This is a genomic window from Armatimonadota bacterium (assembly GCA_029907255.1).
Taxonomy (GTDB): domain Bacteria; phylum Armatimonadota; class UBA5829; order DTJY01; family DTJY01; genus JAIMAU01.
The window spans coordinates 23,138-40,536 of the sequence record JARYMF010000002.1 but is presented as its reverse complement, the minus strand read 5'-3'; the positions used below and the strand labels follow the sequence as shown (position 1 = coordinate 40,536).

Annotated in this window: 11 protein-coding genes; all 11 read left to right on the top strand. The window is 52.4% G+C overall.

What is annotated here, in order from left to right; genetic code table 11:
* Positions 1-8 precede the first annotated feature (8 nt).
* The 11 genes from QHH26_01505 to QHH26_01455 all read left to right on the top strand — a co-directional run bounded on the left by QHH26_01505 (position 9) and on the right by QHH26_01455 (position 17,395).
* Positions 9-2,045 (top strand): beta-galactosidase, encoded by a 2,037-nt coding sequence (locus QHH26_01505; protein ID MDH7480635.1) that lies wholly within the window; start codon positions 9-11, stop codon positions 2,043-2,045.
* Positions 2,036-2,851: an amidohydrolase family protein gene (locus tag QHH26_01500; GenBank protein ID MDH7480634.1), complete on the top strand. Its 816-nt coding sequence runs from the start codon at positions 2,036-2,038 to the stop codon at positions 2,849-2,851. The genes QHH26_01505 and QHH26_01500 overlap by 10 nt, the downstream gene beginning before the upstream one ends.
* A gap of 5 nt (positions 2,852-2,856) precedes the next feature.
* Positions 2,857-4,155, top strand: coding sequence for a sugar ABC transporter substrate-binding protein (locus tag QHH26_01495; GenBank protein MDH7480633.1), 1,299 nt, complete (start codon positions 2,857-2,859; stop codon positions 4,153-4,155).
* An 85-nt stretch (positions 4,156-4,240) separates the two neighbouring features.
* On the top strand, positions 4,241-5,167 hold the full coding sequence (locus QHH26_01490; GenBank protein ID MDH7480632.1) for a sugar ABC transporter permease: 927 nt from the start codon (positions 4,241-4,243) through the stop codon (positions 5,165-5,167).
* 28 nt (positions 5,168-5,195) lie between these two features.
* Positions 5,196-6,068 carry a carbohydrate ABC transporter permease gene (locus QHH26_01485; protein MDH7480631.1) on the top strand — a complete coding sequence of 291 codons (873 nt, stop codon included), beginning with the start codon at positions 5,196-5,198 and terminating at the stop codon, positions 6,066-6,068.
* Positions 6,069-6,156: 88 nt separating this feature from the next.
* The gene (locus QHH26_01480; GenBank protein MDH7480630.1) at positions 6,157-7,878 is read left to right on the top strand and encodes a tetratricopeptide repeat protein; all 1,722 of its coding nucleotides are present in this window, start codon (positions 6,157-6,159) and stop codon (positions 7,876-7,878) included.
* A gap of 23 nt (positions 7,879-7,901) precedes the next feature.
* Complete coding sequence (locus QHH26_01475) at positions 7,902-11,078, top strand: family 78 glycoside hydrolase catalytic domain (protein MDH7480629.1); 3,177 nt, start codon at positions 7,902-7,904, stop codon at positions 11,076-11,078.
* Positions 11,079-11,086: 8 nt separating this feature from the next.
* Positions 11,087-12,364 carry a hypothetical protein gene (locus QHH26_01470; GenBank protein ID MDH7480628.1) on the top strand — a complete coding sequence of 426 codons (1,278 nt, stop codon included), beginning with the start codon at positions 11,087-11,089 and terminating at the stop codon, positions 12,362-12,364.
* 21 nt (positions 12,365-12,385) lie between these two features.
* Positions 12,386-13,681 (top strand): neutral/alkaline non-lysosomal ceramidase N-terminal domain-containing protein, encoded by a 1,296-nt coding sequence (locus QHH26_01465; GenBank protein MDH7480627.1) that lies wholly within the window; start codon positions 12,386-12,388, stop codon positions 13,679-13,681.
* Positions 13,678-15,873, top strand: coding sequence for a family 20 glycosylhydrolase (locus QHH26_01460; GenBank protein ID MDH7480626.1), 2,196 nt, complete (start codon positions 13,678-13,680; stop codon positions 15,871-15,873). Before QHH26_01465 ends, QHH26_01460 begins: the two co-directional genes overlap by 4 nt.
* A complete protein-coding gene (locus tag QHH26_01455; GenBank protein MDH7480625.1) occupies positions 15,866-17,395 on the top strand; it encodes a hypothetical protein in 1,530 nt (509 codons plus the stop codon). The genes QHH26_01460 and QHH26_01455 overlap by 8 nt, the downstream gene beginning before the upstream one ends.
* Positions 17,396-17,399: the final 4 nt, after the last annotated feature.

Genomic DNA, 17,399 nt, shown 5'->3' with positions numbered 1-17,399 from the left:
GGCTAAAGATGCTGATGACCATGAGCATAATAGCTCTGCTAGTCCTTCAGGGAAGCACAGCCAGCGCCGAGAAAATAATTATTCCGCTGGATGGAAAATCCATTCCAGAAAACGCAGTATTAAACAGCGTCAAAGCGGAGGCTGAAATTAAGGACAGCAGGCCTGCGCTTAGGGTTAAATTCGGCAAGGTCGAGTGGCCAAATATCTTTTTCAAGCCCAAGGAAGGCACCTGGGACTGGTCAGCCTACTCGGGTATTGCCGTGGACGTCTTCAATCCGCAAAAGCAAGCGATACAGTTCAGCGTGCGCGTTGACAATGAAGGCGCCGACGGGTGGAACCACTGCAATACCGGGTATGCGACCGCTCTGCCGGGGAAGTGGACTACGCTTTCTATGGCATTTCGGTCCAACAAGCCCGAGCGATTTTGGGGGATGAGAGGAGTGCCGGCTATTGGGCCGCCGGCATCGGGTACTCCCATTGACCTCTCAAAGATTGTCGGATTCCAGGTCTTCCTTTCACATCCCAGTCAAGAGTATACTCTCTTGATTGCAAATATACGCCTGATTGCGGATACAATTTCTCTTCCATTTGTGGACAAGTTTGGCCAATACAAGCACGAAAACTGGCCAGGAAAGCTAAAAAGCGAACGGGAGCTCGCCGAACGCCGTGAGATGGAGGAGAAGTCGCTAAGAGAATCCAAGTGGCAAGACCGCGACAGATTCGGCGGCTGGGCAAATGGTCCAAAGCAAGAAGCAACCGGCTGGTTTAGAACCCAAAAAGTGGGAGGCAAATGGTGGCTGGTTGACCCAGATGGCAATTTATTTTTCTCCATAGGCGTTGACTGCGTGCGAACTGGCGACAGCACCTTCACCGAAAAGCGCGAAGAATGGTTCGAGTGGCTGCCTGGAGAAGATGAGAAGTTCAAGCCAGCTGTCGGATACTACAGCGGAGCACACTCTATGGCAGACGTCATTGGCGGCAAGGGAAAAACAATCAACTTCTACCGTGCTAACCTAATCCGCAAATATGGAAGCGAATGGGAACGGAAGTTTCGAGAAACAGCTTGCGCGCGATTGAAGGCGTGGGGGTTCAACACCATTGGCAATTGGTCGCAGGAAGACGTCATGACAAGCGGCTGTCTGCCATACGTTGCCTGCGCTCATGTTACGGGGAAGTTCCGACGAATTGAAGGCGGCGGCGGGTATTGGGCAAAGATGCCTGATGTGTTCGACGCGGAGTATGCCATCGCGGCTGAAAACTCCATCGCACCTGTAGCTAAGAAATATGCGGCAGATAGGTTCTGCATAGGCTTTTTCGTTGACAACGAGCTGGCGTGGGATGCCATCGAGAAAGGAACGCTTGCCAGCCCGCCAGACCAACCCTGCCGCGTTGAGATGATTAAAAGGCTCAAAGAAAAATATGGAACTTTGGAAGCCTTAAATGCTGTCTGGGAGACAAAAGCCGCCAGCTGGGATGCGCTAAGGGTCCCTGATTCGCCAAACGCCGCTTGTCAAAATGATTTAAACGAGTGGGTGTATGCATTCTCGCACCGCTACTTTGAAATAATCAAGAGCATACTCAAGAAATATGCGCCGCATCATCTCTATCTAGGCTGTCGGTTCGCATGGAGTCATCCGCAGGCAGTCCGAGCCGCCGCAGATGTTGCGGATGTAGTCAGCTTCAACATCTACACCCGCGGAATAAACTGCGCAGATTGGACCGGCGAGAACGACCTTGGGAAGCCTATTCTCATCGGCGAGTTCCACTTTGGAGCATTGGACCGAGGAATGTTCCACCAAGGTCTCGTGCCGACAGCGAATCAGCGCGAGAGGGCGGAAAGCTTCGTAAAATATGTGCGAAGCGTCATCGAATGCCCGGCGTTCGTCGGCTGTCATTGGTTTCAGTACGTTGATGAGCCGCTTACAGGCAGAGTCTACGACGGAGAGAACTACAACATAGGCTTAGTAGACGTAACCGATACGCCCTACCCCGAGATGATTGCGGCGGCAAAAAAGGTGAATGGAGAAATATACAAATGGAGATGAACAAAGAGACTAAGGGCGGCTTGATGGATAAAGTGCGCCGCGGCATACCTCTAAACGACCTGCTAGTAATAGACGCTCACTGCCATATGGGGCGCTGGCACAACTTCAATATCCCAAAAGGCGATGCCGCTGGAATGATTGAAATGATGGATCGTTTGGGAATTAGGTCGTGCATCGTCGCTCATCATTCGGCAATTGGTCCCGACTTCCGCTATGGGAACGATGAAGTGCTTCGCGCGATGGCTAAGTACCCAAAACGAATTTACGGCTACGCCACCGTGAATCCAAACTATCCCGAAGCCGAACTAATCGCCGAGCTGGAAAGATGCATCTCTGCCGGCATGGTTGGCGTTAAGATTCACCCAGACGTACACCAGTGCAATGTTGACGATGATAAATACCGCCCAGTGTGGGAATGGGCAAATGAGCGCCGACTTCCACTCCTTTCTCATACCTCGACTGGCGGGCGAAACCCCGTTAAAACGTTTGAGAAGCTTGCGGAAATGTATCCAAATGTCATCATTATCCTTGGGCATTCGGGTTTCGGCTCAGAGGGTGCAAACCAATCAATCGAAGCGGCACTTAAGTACCCGAACATCAACCTCGAACTTACGGGGTCGGTTATAGTGTACGGGACGCTTGAGCGAATGGTAAAGAAAATCGGCGCTGAACGAGTGCTTTTCGGCACCGACATTCCTTTTCTCGACGCCAGGCCTCAAATCGGGCGCGTTGCTTTTGCGAAAATCTCCGAGGAGGACAAGCAAAAGATACTAGGATTAAACGCCGCTAGAATCTTCGGAATATGAGTGGAATGAAAAGGACGTTTACATATCTTGCAATCATAATCATCGCAATCCCCGTGGTCCATTGGGTGATGAAGCCCAAGGAACGAATCGAATACGAGAATGGCAAAGTAGTAATAGAATGGTACAACTACGCAACTCCCGAGTTCCTTGAGCTGTATGAGAAATACTTAATTCCCGAGTTCGAGCGCACCCACCCACATATCAAGATTCGCCTCAACTCAAGCCTCGGCGATACGGGATACGATGCAAAACTGCTTACGCTAATTGCTGGGAAGATTCCGCCTGATATAATTCACGTTACTCAGCAAAACTTTCCATTCTATGCGGTAAAAGACATTTTGCTGGACCTCAACCCTTTAATTAAAAAGGACCCGACATTTGATTTAAATGACTACTTCGAGCGAGTACTAGACGGCATGCGCTTCAAAGGAAAGCTTCTCGGCTTACCGAGCGACTTTTCCACCATTGCCCTTGTATACAACAAGGATATGTTCGACAAATACGGCGTTCCCTATCCCGACGAGACCTGGGATTGGAATAAGTTCCTCTGGGCCGCAAAGAAGCTGACTCGCGACACCGACGGCGACGGCACAATTGACCAATTTGGCTTCGTGAACATCAATTCCTACAACCGATGGCCAGCCTGGGTCTGGATGGCAGGCGGCGACATTCTCACTCCCGATATGAAAAAATGTCTAATGGACGACCCCAGGTCAATTAAAGGCATGGAGTTCTATGTAAACCTTTCAATCAAAGAGCATGTCGCCCCAACATCTACGCAAACCCTTGGCCAAAGCTTCGAAGAGATGTTCATCGCCGAACGTGCGGCAATGATTGCCGACAGCCGTTATGCCTACAAAATATTCAGCAAAGGGGTGCCTTTCAGGTGGGATATAGCCCATATGCCAAAGGGACCAGCATGCCGCGCAACAACATTCATATGGGGCGGCAACTGCATTCTCAAGACGACAAAACATCCAAAAGAAGCATGGGAGTTTCTGAAGTTCCTATCGGGCTATGAGGGAGCAATCCTAAATGTAAAGGCAGGAAACGCATTCCCAGCCTTCAAAAAGGTAGCAATGTCCGATATGGTATTGAAGTCGCCAATCTCGCCGCCCAATGACAAGATTTTCCTCGATGCAATTGAATATGGGCGGCAGGCTCCCTTCCCACCGCAGTTCACCGAGTTCAACCAAGCGATGACAAAATTCGAGGCGGCATTCCTCGGCTTTGAACCAGTTGAAAAGGTATGCAAGGAGTTCGCCGCAGAGGTAAACGCCGCTGTCAGCGGTGAAGTATGGTAGAAGGGCTATCGCTTGCGAAAAATAAGACAGCAGGCAAAATGCTTGCAATTCAACTATCTATTATGGTCAAATTATGAAGCAACGCATGACTAAAAGGCAAAAAATAGAGGCTTTTCAAGGCTTTTTGTTCATCCTTCCATGGGTGATTGGCTTTCTTGTATTCGCGCTGGGCCCAGTGATTGCATCGCTCGCGCTCAGTTTCTGCAAATGGGACATTCTTACGCCGCCTAAGTTTGTGGGCTTCGCGAATTACGCGAAGATGGCAAGCGACCCACTGATTCGAAAGTCGCTGTTTAATACAATCTACTATGCGGCATTTGCAATTCCACTAGGCATGTGCGGCGCGCTCGGCACGGCACTTCTGCTTAACCAAAAGCTAAAAGGCATGAGGCTCTTTCGCACACTTTTCTATGTGCCGTCGGTTACCGCAGGCGTCGCAACCTACCTGTTGTGGAGCTGGATTTTCAACCCAGAGCTTGGGCTACTCAATCGTGCGCTTAGGCATCAGGTATGGTGGCTTGATTTTTCAAATGGGATAAACTGGAAATTGGTGCCGCTGGTGGCGAATCCCCCAAAATGGCTTGCCGACCCCCATTGGGCAATGCCAGCGCTCATAATAATGTCGCTTTGGGGCGTTGGGGGCGGAATGCTCATCTATTTGGCGGGACTGCAGGGGATTCCCGAGGAACTTTACGAAGCCGCAACGATTGATGGAGCAAATACCGTCCAAAAGTTCCGCTACGTTACCATCCCAATGCTCAGCCCGACCATCTTTTTCAACCTAATAATGAGCATCATTGGCGCATTCCAGGTCTTTGGAGCCGCATTTATCATGACCGGCGGCGGCCCAATGAATGCAACGCTGTTCTATGTGCTCTATCTTTTCCAAAACGCGTTCATGTACTTCCGAATGGGATATGCTTCGGCGATGGCGTGGCTCTTGTTTATCATCATACTTACGCTTACGCTAATCCAATTCCGTCTTTCCAGGAGATGGGTGCATTATCAGTAGCAGAAAGGCAGAGTGGCGAGAACAACCAATGGCTGTAGCTTCAAGAAAACGAATTGGCAACCCGAAAGTTCGCGCATGGAGAAATGCGAAGATTGCGCTAACTTACGCAGTCTTAATTGGGCTGTCGTGCGTCTTCCTCATACCCTTCTTCTGGATGCTTTCAACCTCGCTAACCGAAGCTTCGAAGGTCATCGTAAAAAATCGCTCGTGGATACCCAACCCTGTTGTCTGGAAAAACTACAAGGACGCGCTGACGGTTCTGCCATTCCACTTATTCCTAAAAAATACGCTTATCATCACCATCTCCTGCATAATCGGACAAGTGCTAAGCGCATCCCTTGTTGCATTTGGCTTCTCGCGCATGAGGTTTCCAGGGCGCGATGCGATTTTTATCCTGGTGCTTTCAACGATGATGCTTCCGGCTCAGGTTACGCAGATACCGACATTTATTTTATTTACATATCTGCGGTGGATTGACACACTTAAGCCGCTCATTGTGCCGGCATTTTTCGGCGGCGGTGCATTCTTTATCTTCCTGCTCAGGCAATTTTTTCTAACTATCCCAACAGAACTGGAGGACGCCGCAAAAATTGACGGATGCAGTCCTTTTGGAGTCTACTGGAATGTGGCAATTCCACTCTCCAAGCCAGCGCTTGCAACAGTAGCGGTATTCAGCTTCATGAGCCACTGGAATGACTTCATGGGACCGCTGATTTACATCCAGTCTATGGAGAATAAGACGCTTGCGCTCGGACTGGCATCGTTCAAAACTCTTCATGGGACCGAGTACCACCTGATGATGGCCGCTTCGGTGGCGGTCCTCCTGCCGGTGCTGATAATATTCTTCTCGGCGCAGAAGTACTTCGTGAGGGGCATTGTGATGTCGGGGTTGAAGGGATAGGTGGTGAGGCACTATTAAGAAGCCCTGGGGTACAAGTTTAGCAATTATTCTTATACTGATAGCCATTACCCTACCCGTCTATTGGCAGATGCTCAGCCACGACTTCATCAACTACGACGATGACAAATATATTACCCGCAACGATAACTTGAGAACAGGCACTTGGCAGAGCATCCGCTGGGCATTTACTTCTTTCTATGCCGCCAACTGGCACCCACTGACTTGGATCTCACACATATTGGATATTCAACTCTTCGGATTTAAGCCAATGGGGCACCACCTAACTAACTTAGTGCTCCACCTGCTGAACGTCCTGCTGTTGTTCCTCGCCTTCAATTGGATGACGGGGTCGCCGTGGAAGAGCGGTCTTGTAGCGGCACTGTTCGCCACCCACCCACTCCATATCGAATCCGTCGCATGGGTAGCCGAGAGAAAAGACGTCCTCAGTACTATGTTTTGGATGCTGACCATGCTGGCATATATTGGGTATGCTCGGCATCCGAGCGTCGGCAGATATATGCTTGTTGTGATATTGTTTGCCGCAGGCTTAATGGCAAAGCCCATGCTCGTAACTCTTCCTTTCGTGCTCCTTCTCCTCGACTTCTGGCCGCTGTGCCGAATTACTTACCCATTCACCGCTAACCAAAAGAGCAAGTTATCGGCTGAAAGAAAAAAGAAAAGCAAGGGCTCTTATTGGAAGCTCATCTGGGAGAAGGCGCCGCTTTTTGCCCTTTCCCTTGCATCCAGCATTGTTACCTGTCTCGCGCAAGCCAAGGGCAGGTCGCTTGGGTCGCTGGAAATGCTGCCCCCTGGGATTCGCACCGCCAATGCAGTAGTATCATATGCAACATACCTTTGGAAAACCATCTGGCCTAGGAAACTAGCTATTTTCTATCCGCACCCCAAAGATACCCTGCCGGAGTGGAAGGTTCTCACGGCGGCGGTAATCCTAGCCAGCGCATCGTTTTTCGTCTACCGCCTCTCGAAGCATGGGCGGCACTACCTGATGGTAGGTTGGCTTTGGTATATCGGAACGCTTATACCCGTCATAGGCTTAGTTCAGGTCGGCGCGCAAGCAATGGCTGACAGATATACATACATCCCACTCATTGGAATCTTCATAATATTAGCCTGGGGGATGCCCGAACTGGCAGGATGTGCGAATAGAGAAAGCAAACCAGAAGCGGCAAATGAGAAAAGGCGGGGTCCTCTTTCAAAAACCCCAGCAAGCATTCTTCCATTCTTGGCATGCGCCGCCATAGCTGTTTTCGCCGCATGCACATATACCCAGCTCGGATATTGGAAGAACAGCTTAACCCTTTTCCGCCGCTCTCTCGCCGTGGTGGAGAGCGATGTCGCACACAACAACTTGGGTCTCGCGCTGGCAGATCAGAAAAAGATTGGTGAGGCGATAAAGCACTATGCGGCGGCGCTTCGCATTCACCCAGAATCAATTGAGGCGCAAGGGAATATGGCAAACGCCCTAGGTTCGACTGGCCGCATTGAAGATGCAATTGAGGGCTATCGGCAGATTTTGGAAATGAGACCAGATGACGCTAAGGCACACAACAACCTAGCAAACGCCTTGATGAAGCTCGGCAAGGTGGATGAGGCAGTCGAACACTATTACGCCGCCATTGAGCTCACGCCAAACAACCCTGTTATACATTACAACCTTTCGACCGCGCTATTCGCTAAAGGAGACTACGCTGGGGCGTGGCGCGAGATTAGCTTTGCCCGCAGGCTAGGCTTCCAAGGCGACGCAAAATTTGTGGAGCAAGTAAGAGAAAAAGTAAGTATTAATCATTAAAATACCATGGGGGAAGGATTTTTATGAGCATTGACATTTCAAATCCATGCTGGCTCCTGTTTATTCTCGCCGCAGGGGTAATACTCAACCTTGCAAACGACGCGCGTGCCGACTCAAAGCCGCGTGTAACTCGCCTTCTGACCGAATATCGCGAGAATCCTCTAGGCATTGATGCAGTCGAACCCAGATTCTCATGGCAGTTTGTTCAGGATGGAAGAAACTGCAGGCAAAGCGCATTTCAGATTCAAATTGCAGATGACCTCCAGGCACTCCTAAGCGGCAAGGCAAATATCTGGGACCTCGGCAAAGTAGAATCAAGCAAGAATATAATTTCGCTTCCGCTTGGACCCCGGCTGAAAAGCGGAACGAGATACTGGTGGCGTGTCAAGGTGTGGGACGCAAATGATGTCGAAAGCGAATTCAGCGAACCTGCGTGGTTTGAAACCGCCCTGCTGGACCAATCTGAGTGGCAGGGCGTCTGGCTGGCGGCTCCGGGAGGCGGCAACGGCTACCACTCAGCACTCAGCTCAAAAGCGGAGGACGTTAAGTGGGTGCAGGTTGATTTGGGCGAACCAATGGAGTTCTCGGCTGTTAAGCTGTTCCCAGCAAGGCCCTACAACTGGCGGGAAGACGTCCCCGGCTTTGGTTTCCCTCTGCGCTATCGGCTTGAGGCTTCCAATGAACCAGACTTCAAGGAGCCAACTATACTTGTTGACAAAACCGCCGAGGACCAGCCGAACCCAAAGGAACAGCCTGTTGAGCATAAATTCGACACCGTCAAGGCGCGCTACGTCAGGCTGACGGCTACAAAGCTTTGGATGCGGCAGGATGGCCAGAGGCTGTTAGCGCTTGCAGAAATGCAGGTCATAAGCCCAGACGGCACCGACATCGCCTTTGGAAAGCAGGTCAAAGCGCTCGACAGCATTGAGGACAGCGGATGGTCTGCAAGCCAACTTACAGAAGGAATCCTCAGGTCCGCTGAGGAGCCGAAGATTGCTCCCTTGTTTCGGAGGGAGTTCGAACTGCCAAAGCCTGTCAAATGGGCGCGGGCATACGTTACAGGGCTAGGCTACTGCGAGCTTCACCTGAACGGCAGGAAAGTAGGCGACCGCGTCCTCGACCCGGCATATACGGTCTTCGACAAGCGGGTGCTCTACAGCACATACGATGTAACAGAAATGCTCAGGCAAGGTAGAAATGCCGTCGGCGTAATACTAGGCAAAGGATGGTACAGCAAGTCTCCGCGATTCATCCTTCAGCTAAACATAATGTTCGAAGACGGCACAAGGACAAGCATAGTTACCGACTCCCACTGGAAGCGCGGCAACAGCCCAATCCTAGAGAACTCCCTCTACCATGGCGAGGTGTACGACGCTCGGCTCGAACAGCCCGGATGGGATGCTCCCGGCTTCGACGACTCAAAGTGGGAGCCGGCGGAAACAGTCCCATCGCCAACCCAAAAACTTTCCGCGGAAGTAATTCAACCCATTCGGGTAAGTGAGACAATCAAGCCAAAAGCAGTTACCAGTCCAAAAGAAGGCATCTGGGTTTACGACTTCGGACAAAATTTCTCCGGCTGGTGCCGCCTGAAAGTGTCGGGTCCAGCGGGAACAGAGGTGCGCCTCCGCTATGCCGAAGTGCTTTATGACTACGGCATGGTGAACCAAGAAAACCTTAGAAGCGCTAGAGCCACCGACCGCTACATCCTTAAGGGTGATGGCGTCGAAGTCTACGAACCAAGATTCACCTATCACGGCTTCCGATACGTCCAGCTGGAAGGCTTCCCTGGGGAGCCAGACCTCGACACCCTGCTCGGCTGTGTCGTTCGAACCGATTTCCCCCAGCGAGGTTCTTTTGAGTGCTCCAATGCGCTTATAAACCAAATCCAGCACAACTCCGTCTGGGGCTACAAAACCAACTGGCACAGTATTCCAACCGACTGCCCCCAGCGCGACGAACGCCAGGGGTGGATGGGCGACGCAGGAGTAGCGGCGGAGGTCGGCTTCTACAACTTCGATATGGGTGCCGCATTCTCCAAATTCCTCCAGGACATACAAGACCAGCAGGGCGAAGACGGCAGAATCCCCGATACGGTTCCCCATGTTTGGGGGTCGAATCCCGGGGACCCAATGTGGGCGGCGGCTTATCATGTTATCGTCTGGGACATGTACCGCCATACCGGCGACCAGCGACTTTTGGAAAAACACTACGAAAACCTCAAGCGATATGTGGATATGCTCGCCAAAGAGGCGCCAGACGGCATCCTAAGCCGCAATAATTACGGCGATTGGGTGGGCGTCGTCGAGACTCCGAAGGACCTGATTTCGACGGGGGCGTTCTACTACGTCGCCGACATCCTGAGGCAGATAGCGCGAAAAACAGGCCATTTCAAAGATTTTCGCGAATACAGCGCCTTGTGCTCGAAAATTGCCGACGCCTTCAATGCCAAGTTTTTCCATCCGGAGTCCAATACGTATGGAAATGGCAGTCAATATTCGAATGCCTGGCCGCTCTACCTCGGCATCGTCCCCAAAGAACACAAAAAGGCGGTTGTGGATAACCTGGTCCATGATATAATGGTAAACCACAAGGGGCATCTGAGCGTGGGATTCCTTGGGGCACGCTACCTTCCCGACGTCCTCTGCAACGAAGGGCATCCGGATGTCGCCTATACTATAGTAACTCAGAAAGATTACCCCGGGTGGGGCTATATGATTGAAAATGGAGCGACTACTATATGGGAGCTGTGGGTGTATGCTGTCGGCAACGGCATGAATTCACACAACCATCCGGCTTTCGGCTCAATCAGCGCCTGGTTCTATCGAAAGATTGCGGGCATAGCGCCGAAGTTCGAGCACGGCGGGTTCGAGTATTTTTACATCAAACCATTTGTAATGGGAGACCTGACAGAGGCAAAGGCTTCGGTTGAAACCATCAGAGGGACCGCCGCATCGCACTGGAAGCGCTCTCAAGACAAGCTGACGCTTGATGCCACTGTTCCCGCAAACTCCTGCGCATCCGTCTGGGTGCCGAAGAATGGCATAAAGAACCCCATCGTCAAAGAAAGCGGGGTCTTAGTATGGAAAGGCGGCAAATTCATCCCAGGCGCCGACGGCATAGAATCAGCGGCCGACGAAGGAGATTGGGTTAGATTCGAGGTAGGCTCCGGCAAATACTCGTTCGAACTGAGCAGTAGCTAACAATAACAATGATGCGAGCAGGCACAGGCACACAAATTATCAACCCGCCGCTTGGCGTCTCACTTGGCGGCTATTTCTACGAGCGGCCGTGCTCGGGAATCTGCGATGACCTTCTCGCAAAGTCAATCGTTCTCGACGACGGCTCAACGAAAGTCAGCATAACGGTATGCGACCTCCAAGCAGTCGAAGCCGAAGAGGTTCGCAGGGCGCGAGAGATTGCATCTCGGGCAGTCGGCATACCGCCCGACAACATAATGATTTCGGCGACCCATACGCATACTGGTCCCCAGGTTAGACGCGGGCGAGTTGTGCCAGTAAGCGAGGAATATCTCAGCAAACTGCCGGAGATGATTGCCAGCTCAATCATCCAGGCATACGACAATCTCCAGCCAGTAATCCTCAGGCTTGGCGAAGAATACGAAGACCGAATTGCCTTCAACCGCCGATATCGCATGAAGGATGGGAGCGTGCGGTTTAATCCCCCAAAGCAAGACCCAAACATACTCGGTCCCGACGGCCCAATTGACCCGCAGGTGAACGTACTGCGCATAGATGGCGAAGACGGCATGCCGACCGCCATCCTGGTAAACTATGCCCTCCACCCCGATGTTATGGGTGGCTGTGAAGCATCCGCCGACTTCCCAGGCGAGATGGCGCGCATCGTAAGCTCAGTTTACGAAAGCAAGCCGCTGGTAGTCTTCATGCAGGGCGCATGCGGGAATATCAACCATCGGGATGTTTCGAAGCCAGACAGCCAAACAGGGCGGGGCGAAGTAAAGCGGATAGCGCGGGTGCTGGCGGGCAAAGTGCTTGCGGCTTCGGAGCTCTCCAAGCCAATGGACGGCATATTGGGGGTTCGCAAATCCATTCTTAAAATACCATATCACCCGCTGACCAAGGCGCTGAGAGAAAAGGCGTCAGCCGTTCTGTCAAACCCAAGCGCAGACAGCTTCGACAAGGCACAAGCAAAAGCCATTGAGAACTACAGCCTCGATGGGAAGCTCGCCGATGTTGAAGTCCAAGCGATTAGAATTGCAGAAACGGCGGTTGTCGGCATCCCAGGCGAACTCTTTGTTGAGTACGGCCTCAGCATCAAAGAATGGTCGCCATTTCGGCAGACATTCGTGGTGGAGCTGGCGAACAATACGTTTGGATACATCCCCACCCAGGATGCTTTCTACCCAGGGACCTACGAAACAATGCCCATCGTCTCCGCCATGCTCGAGCCACCCGCTGGGGTGAAAATTGCAAATGCGGCGGGCGAACTGCTGAAAACACTTGCTTAAACGGCAAACACGGAGGAGAATATGATTAAAGTTGGAACAGGAACAAAAGTAATAACACCGCCTGTAGGCACTTCGCTTGCAGGGTACTTCCACGAACGCAAATCCACGGCTGTTCACGACGACCTCCTGGCGAAGGCGGTGGTTCTCGACAATGGCACGGCGAAAACTGCCATCTGCGTCTGCGACCTCCTGTGGATTCAGTCGTACCAAACCGCGGAAATAAGAAGGCTTGTCCACAGCGAAGTCGGCATCCCGCCCGAAAACATCATGGTCTCCACCACCCACACCCACACAGGACCCGAAACGCGCATACATCAACCCCTTGTCCTGCCGAACGACAAGTATGTTCAAGAACTGCCCAGGCTTATTGCCGATGCCATAATCGAGGCGCACTCTAACATGAAGCCAGCGACCCTCAGGCTTGGCGAGGAATATGAGGACCGAATAGCCTTCAACCGCCGATATCGCATGAAGGATGGAAGCGTGCGGTTTAATCCCCCAAAGCAAGACCCAAACATACTCGGTCCCGACGGCCCAATTGACCCGCAGATGAACGTACTGCGCATAGACGGCGAAGACGGCAAGCCGATCGCCATCCTGGCGAACTATGCCCTGCATGTTGACGTAATGGGCGGATGCGAGATATCTGCCGACTTCCCAGGCGAGATGGCGCGCATCGTAAGCAGTATTTACGAAAGCAAGCCGCTGGTAATCTTCCTGCAGGGGGCGCAGGGAAACATAAACCACCGCGACGTCTCAGACCCGAGAAAGCAGTCTGGGTGGGACGAGGTAGTGCGAATTGCCCGCGTACTCGCAGGAAAAGTGCTAGCCGCATCGGAGCTTTCCACCCCAATGTGCTCCGAAGTGCTGGCGGCAAAGACGCGCATCCTCGACATCCTCTACCATCCGCTCACCGACCAGCTTCGGCGCAGGGCAGCTGAAATACGCAGTATGCCTAATCCCAGCGAGTTCGACCTTGCTCAGGCGAAGCTTATCGAGAAATACGAGCTTGACGGCAAGAATGCCAATGTTGAACTGCAGGTAATTCGCGTGGGCGATACAGCGTTTGTAGGCATTCCAGGCGAATACTTCGTGGAATATGGGCTCAGCATTAAGGAATGGTCGCCATTCTCGCAGACGTTCATCGTCGGGCTGGCAAATGCATGCTTTGGATACATCCCAACCCAAGACGCATTCTATCCAGGCACATACGAAACGATGCCGATTCTCTCGGCAACCCTGGAGCCGTCAGCAGGAGTCCGCATTGCAAATGCGGCAGGCGACATATTAAGGGAAATGGAGTTGCTGAATCAATGAACGCATTCTTTAAGCCGAAAGAAATCGAGATTAGAGAAAGAAGACTGCCCCTCTTCAAAGGAGGGAAGCCCGCATATCACGTGGTGATTGCCGACGATGCCGATGCGGTAGTTCACGAAGCCGCACGGATAGTCTGCGAGGCAATCAGCCACCCAAGCGACCGCATTATACCCGAAAGCAAGGACTGCAGGCAGTCGCCCGCTATAATTCTCTGCACCCCAAACGGCCCTTCGCGATTCAGCCGAATGATTGAGGGTAGCAGGCTTCCCGAAACTCCAGTCAACCGCGACCAAGCCTACCAAATAACCATTACAGGCGATGATGTCGTCCTTCTCGGATACACTCCCCAGGCGCTGGTTTATGCGGCAATGACGCTCGGCGAGCTGGTTGAAGGCAAGGGCAAAAATGCCCAGCTACCCGATGTCAGCGTCTTCGACTACCCGGATATGGCATACCGAGGCATTTACGTCGAATGCCGCTGGGGACCAGACAGCATGACGCTCGATGAATGGAAGCATGCTATAGACGAGCTTGCCGCAATGCGCATGAATATCGTCAGCATAGGCTTATACAACAACTGGCCAATCCAATACGATGGGGTAATCTCCGAATGGATGATGGTACCAATCAAAAAGTATCCTAAGCTAAAGACGCCCAAGCTTGTAAACTACTATTCGCCGTCAAAGAAAAAAGACATACGCCTTGAGTATGTGCCTCGGATATATGCAGAAGACCTTTTCGGCGAAATTATCAAGTATGCGAAGTCAAAGGGCGTTATCGTAAGGCCCCACTTCAATACTCCGGGCCACAATACGCAAATCCCGCGCCACTACCCAGAAACATCGGCGAAGTTCGCAGACGGCACACCGAAAAAATACGGCTTCTGCATGAGCAGTCCGGCAACCTTCGAGGTGATGTTCAACATTTTCGACGAAATCTGCGACAGATATCTACTGCCAAACGGAATTGACTGGTTCCACATCGGCTTGGACGAAGTATATCCGCTGGTTGGGATGAATATGGACATGCCTCTAAAGCGCATAGACCCCTGGTGCGAGTGCCCCGAATGCGCAAAGACGCCGCCCGAAGACCGCTTCGTCAACTACGCAGTTCGCCTGGCGAAACACCTAAAAGAGAAAGGGATAAACCATATCGGCATGTGGCACGACCACTTCCTGCGCGGCGGAAAAATGAACGACGAGCTTAAGAGGCGCTTCGAAGAGGAAGGCTTAAAGGATTCGGTCGTGCTCCACTGGTGGCGGTATTCAGACTTCTTCGACACCACTATGCCCGAGCTGGGATTTAGGCGGTGGGTGGTGCCGATGACGGGGTACTTCTACTGGATTAACTATACCGACCACCTGCACAATGTTTTCTGGGCGATAGATAAGGGCGTCGAGGAGAACGCAGAAGGCGTCGAAGCATACGGAGTTTGGCATCCAGCATTCCACCAGCACTACATCATGCTTGCGGCGAAATCGTGGAACTCCGAACGCTGGGCACACCCCGGTGCGGTTAGGGAAGAATACGCGAAGTTCCTCTTCGGCGGCAGATGGAAGGAAGGGCTGAGGGGGCTCTGCTACTTCGACAACGTTACCGGTGGCGGCGGCATGATGAACTGGCTCAGTCGGCTGTTCAGCTACCCATACCTATACGCCAATTGGGAAGCCGACGCATTCATACGCGAGAACTATCCCCAGGCTATTATCGAACAACTCCTCCACAATTCGCTGAATGTATTGGGCTTTCTCAGCCAGGCGTCCGCCGAGACGCAAAAGGCAATTTCTATATTCGAAAGAATGATTGACGGCAAACCCTCTAAATCCAGAAGCAAGTCAGCCATCAACAGCCAGAGTGCTCTTATCAACCTCTATCTAATCGAGTGCAGGCGCATCAAGGCGGTGCTCGACCTCTTTTTATGCATGACCAACTCTGTCAAATTGGCGCGCAGTGGCGCAGATGGCGAAAGGCTTCTAAAAGCGGCAGACGAAGTCGAGAAAGCCGTCGCACAGCTCGATGAAGCAATGCTGGCAATCGAGAAGACATGGCTCCAGCCTTTCGTGCCTCAAACGCTAAGAGAGCTTACACTAATGCGCCGATTTGCAGTTGACCTCGCCGCTGAGCTTCGGATGGGGCAAAAAGGCGAACTGAAGGTCATGGAATGCAAGCCAATTGAATGGCCAAATGACTGAGAAAATAAATACATTCGACAATCACGACAAAGCCTACTACCTTTGGAAGACAGCGGGCATCAAAGAAGCGGCTGTAGTGCACGTTGATGCCCATCCTGACCTATTCGAGCCCCAGGGGACAAGCGCACCGGTAATCTCCGACTATCTGCGGTGGGCGCTGAGGGAGGGCATACTGCGAGAGGTTTACTGGGTCATACCCAAACATACTTGGGACGCGAACACCAGCCGCAGAGTCATCCAATGCCACCTCAAAGCAATTGCTAATACTAGCGGCGGAGCGGACAACTGGTTCAAGCCAGAAAAGCGCCAAGGCGGGCTTTCACTTTACGGACGACCGGTAACGGTATGCTCGCTAGAATCACTCCCCGAAGTCAAACCGCCGCTCCTCCTAGATATTGACGTTGACTACCTGCTCCTTAAAGATATACCGCTCAGCGGGCTCCATCGGATGGCTGAACGGCCCTGGATTTGGCCATCCGAACTTGCGCCCCTGCTGTCAGATTTGGCGGTGGCGGCTGAGATGGTTACAATCAGCTACTCCATCTCAGGATGCTTCGTCCCCCTCCAGTGGAAACACCTCGGCGACGATTTGGCTCTAATCTTTGCATCAAACCAGCCCGACAAGGCACTTGAATATGTCTCGCTTAAGCGGCAGATGGCTGAGGCACTCCTTGACGGCGACATTGAACTGCATAACAAACTTCGAGAAGCCGCCGAGAAGCTTAATCCCAAAGATGCCTCACTCCACCACTGGCGCGCACTGGCACTTATAGCAGAGGGCAGCATTGATGCCGCCAGGGAAGCCCAGGCTCGTGCAGTTGAGCTTGATTTGACATACAAATGTTCGTGCGGCTTCGGCGGCTTAATTTATGAGGCACACGGTGAATATGACAAAGCTGAGAAGGCATACCGCCTTGCCGCCGAGCTGAGCGATGGCGACCCATTGGGCTGGTATGGTCTCGGACGCACCGCCATGCGGAAGAATGATAAGCAAAGCGCGCGCAAGTTCCTAACGCTAGCCGCATCTTTTCCGAATGCGCCCGCTGAGGTCCACCGAGAATTAGCGGCGCTCGCCGAATCGGAGGGAGACTTGGAAGAAGCACTGAGGCAGTACCGCTGGTACCTTCGAACAGCTCACGCCGGGAGGTCGCTTGAACACCCTATAGCCAGCGTTCCTCTGCACGGCTTCCGAAGCCCATTCTGGTCGGAAGGCTACTCCGCAATGGCTCGCATATACAGTGCCAAGGGAAATACCCGCCTTTTCTCAAATTGCTACTCAGAAGCACTAAAACTTGCGAACCCCCGCTTATACAAAGCCGCTAGACCGATACTCCGCAAAATGGGCGGCGCAAAGGATGTAACAGCAGGCACAGTCCTTTGGTCGCTAGCAAAATCGGCGGCTGTCGGCTTAGGCTTAGGCATCCAGCACATCCGCCGCAGAATTAAACTCAGGCTCTCGCCAGCCGGCTCCGAGGCAGTCGCCAGCCGCATGTGCCCGCCCGTGCGCCTTCCAAAAAGATAACCCC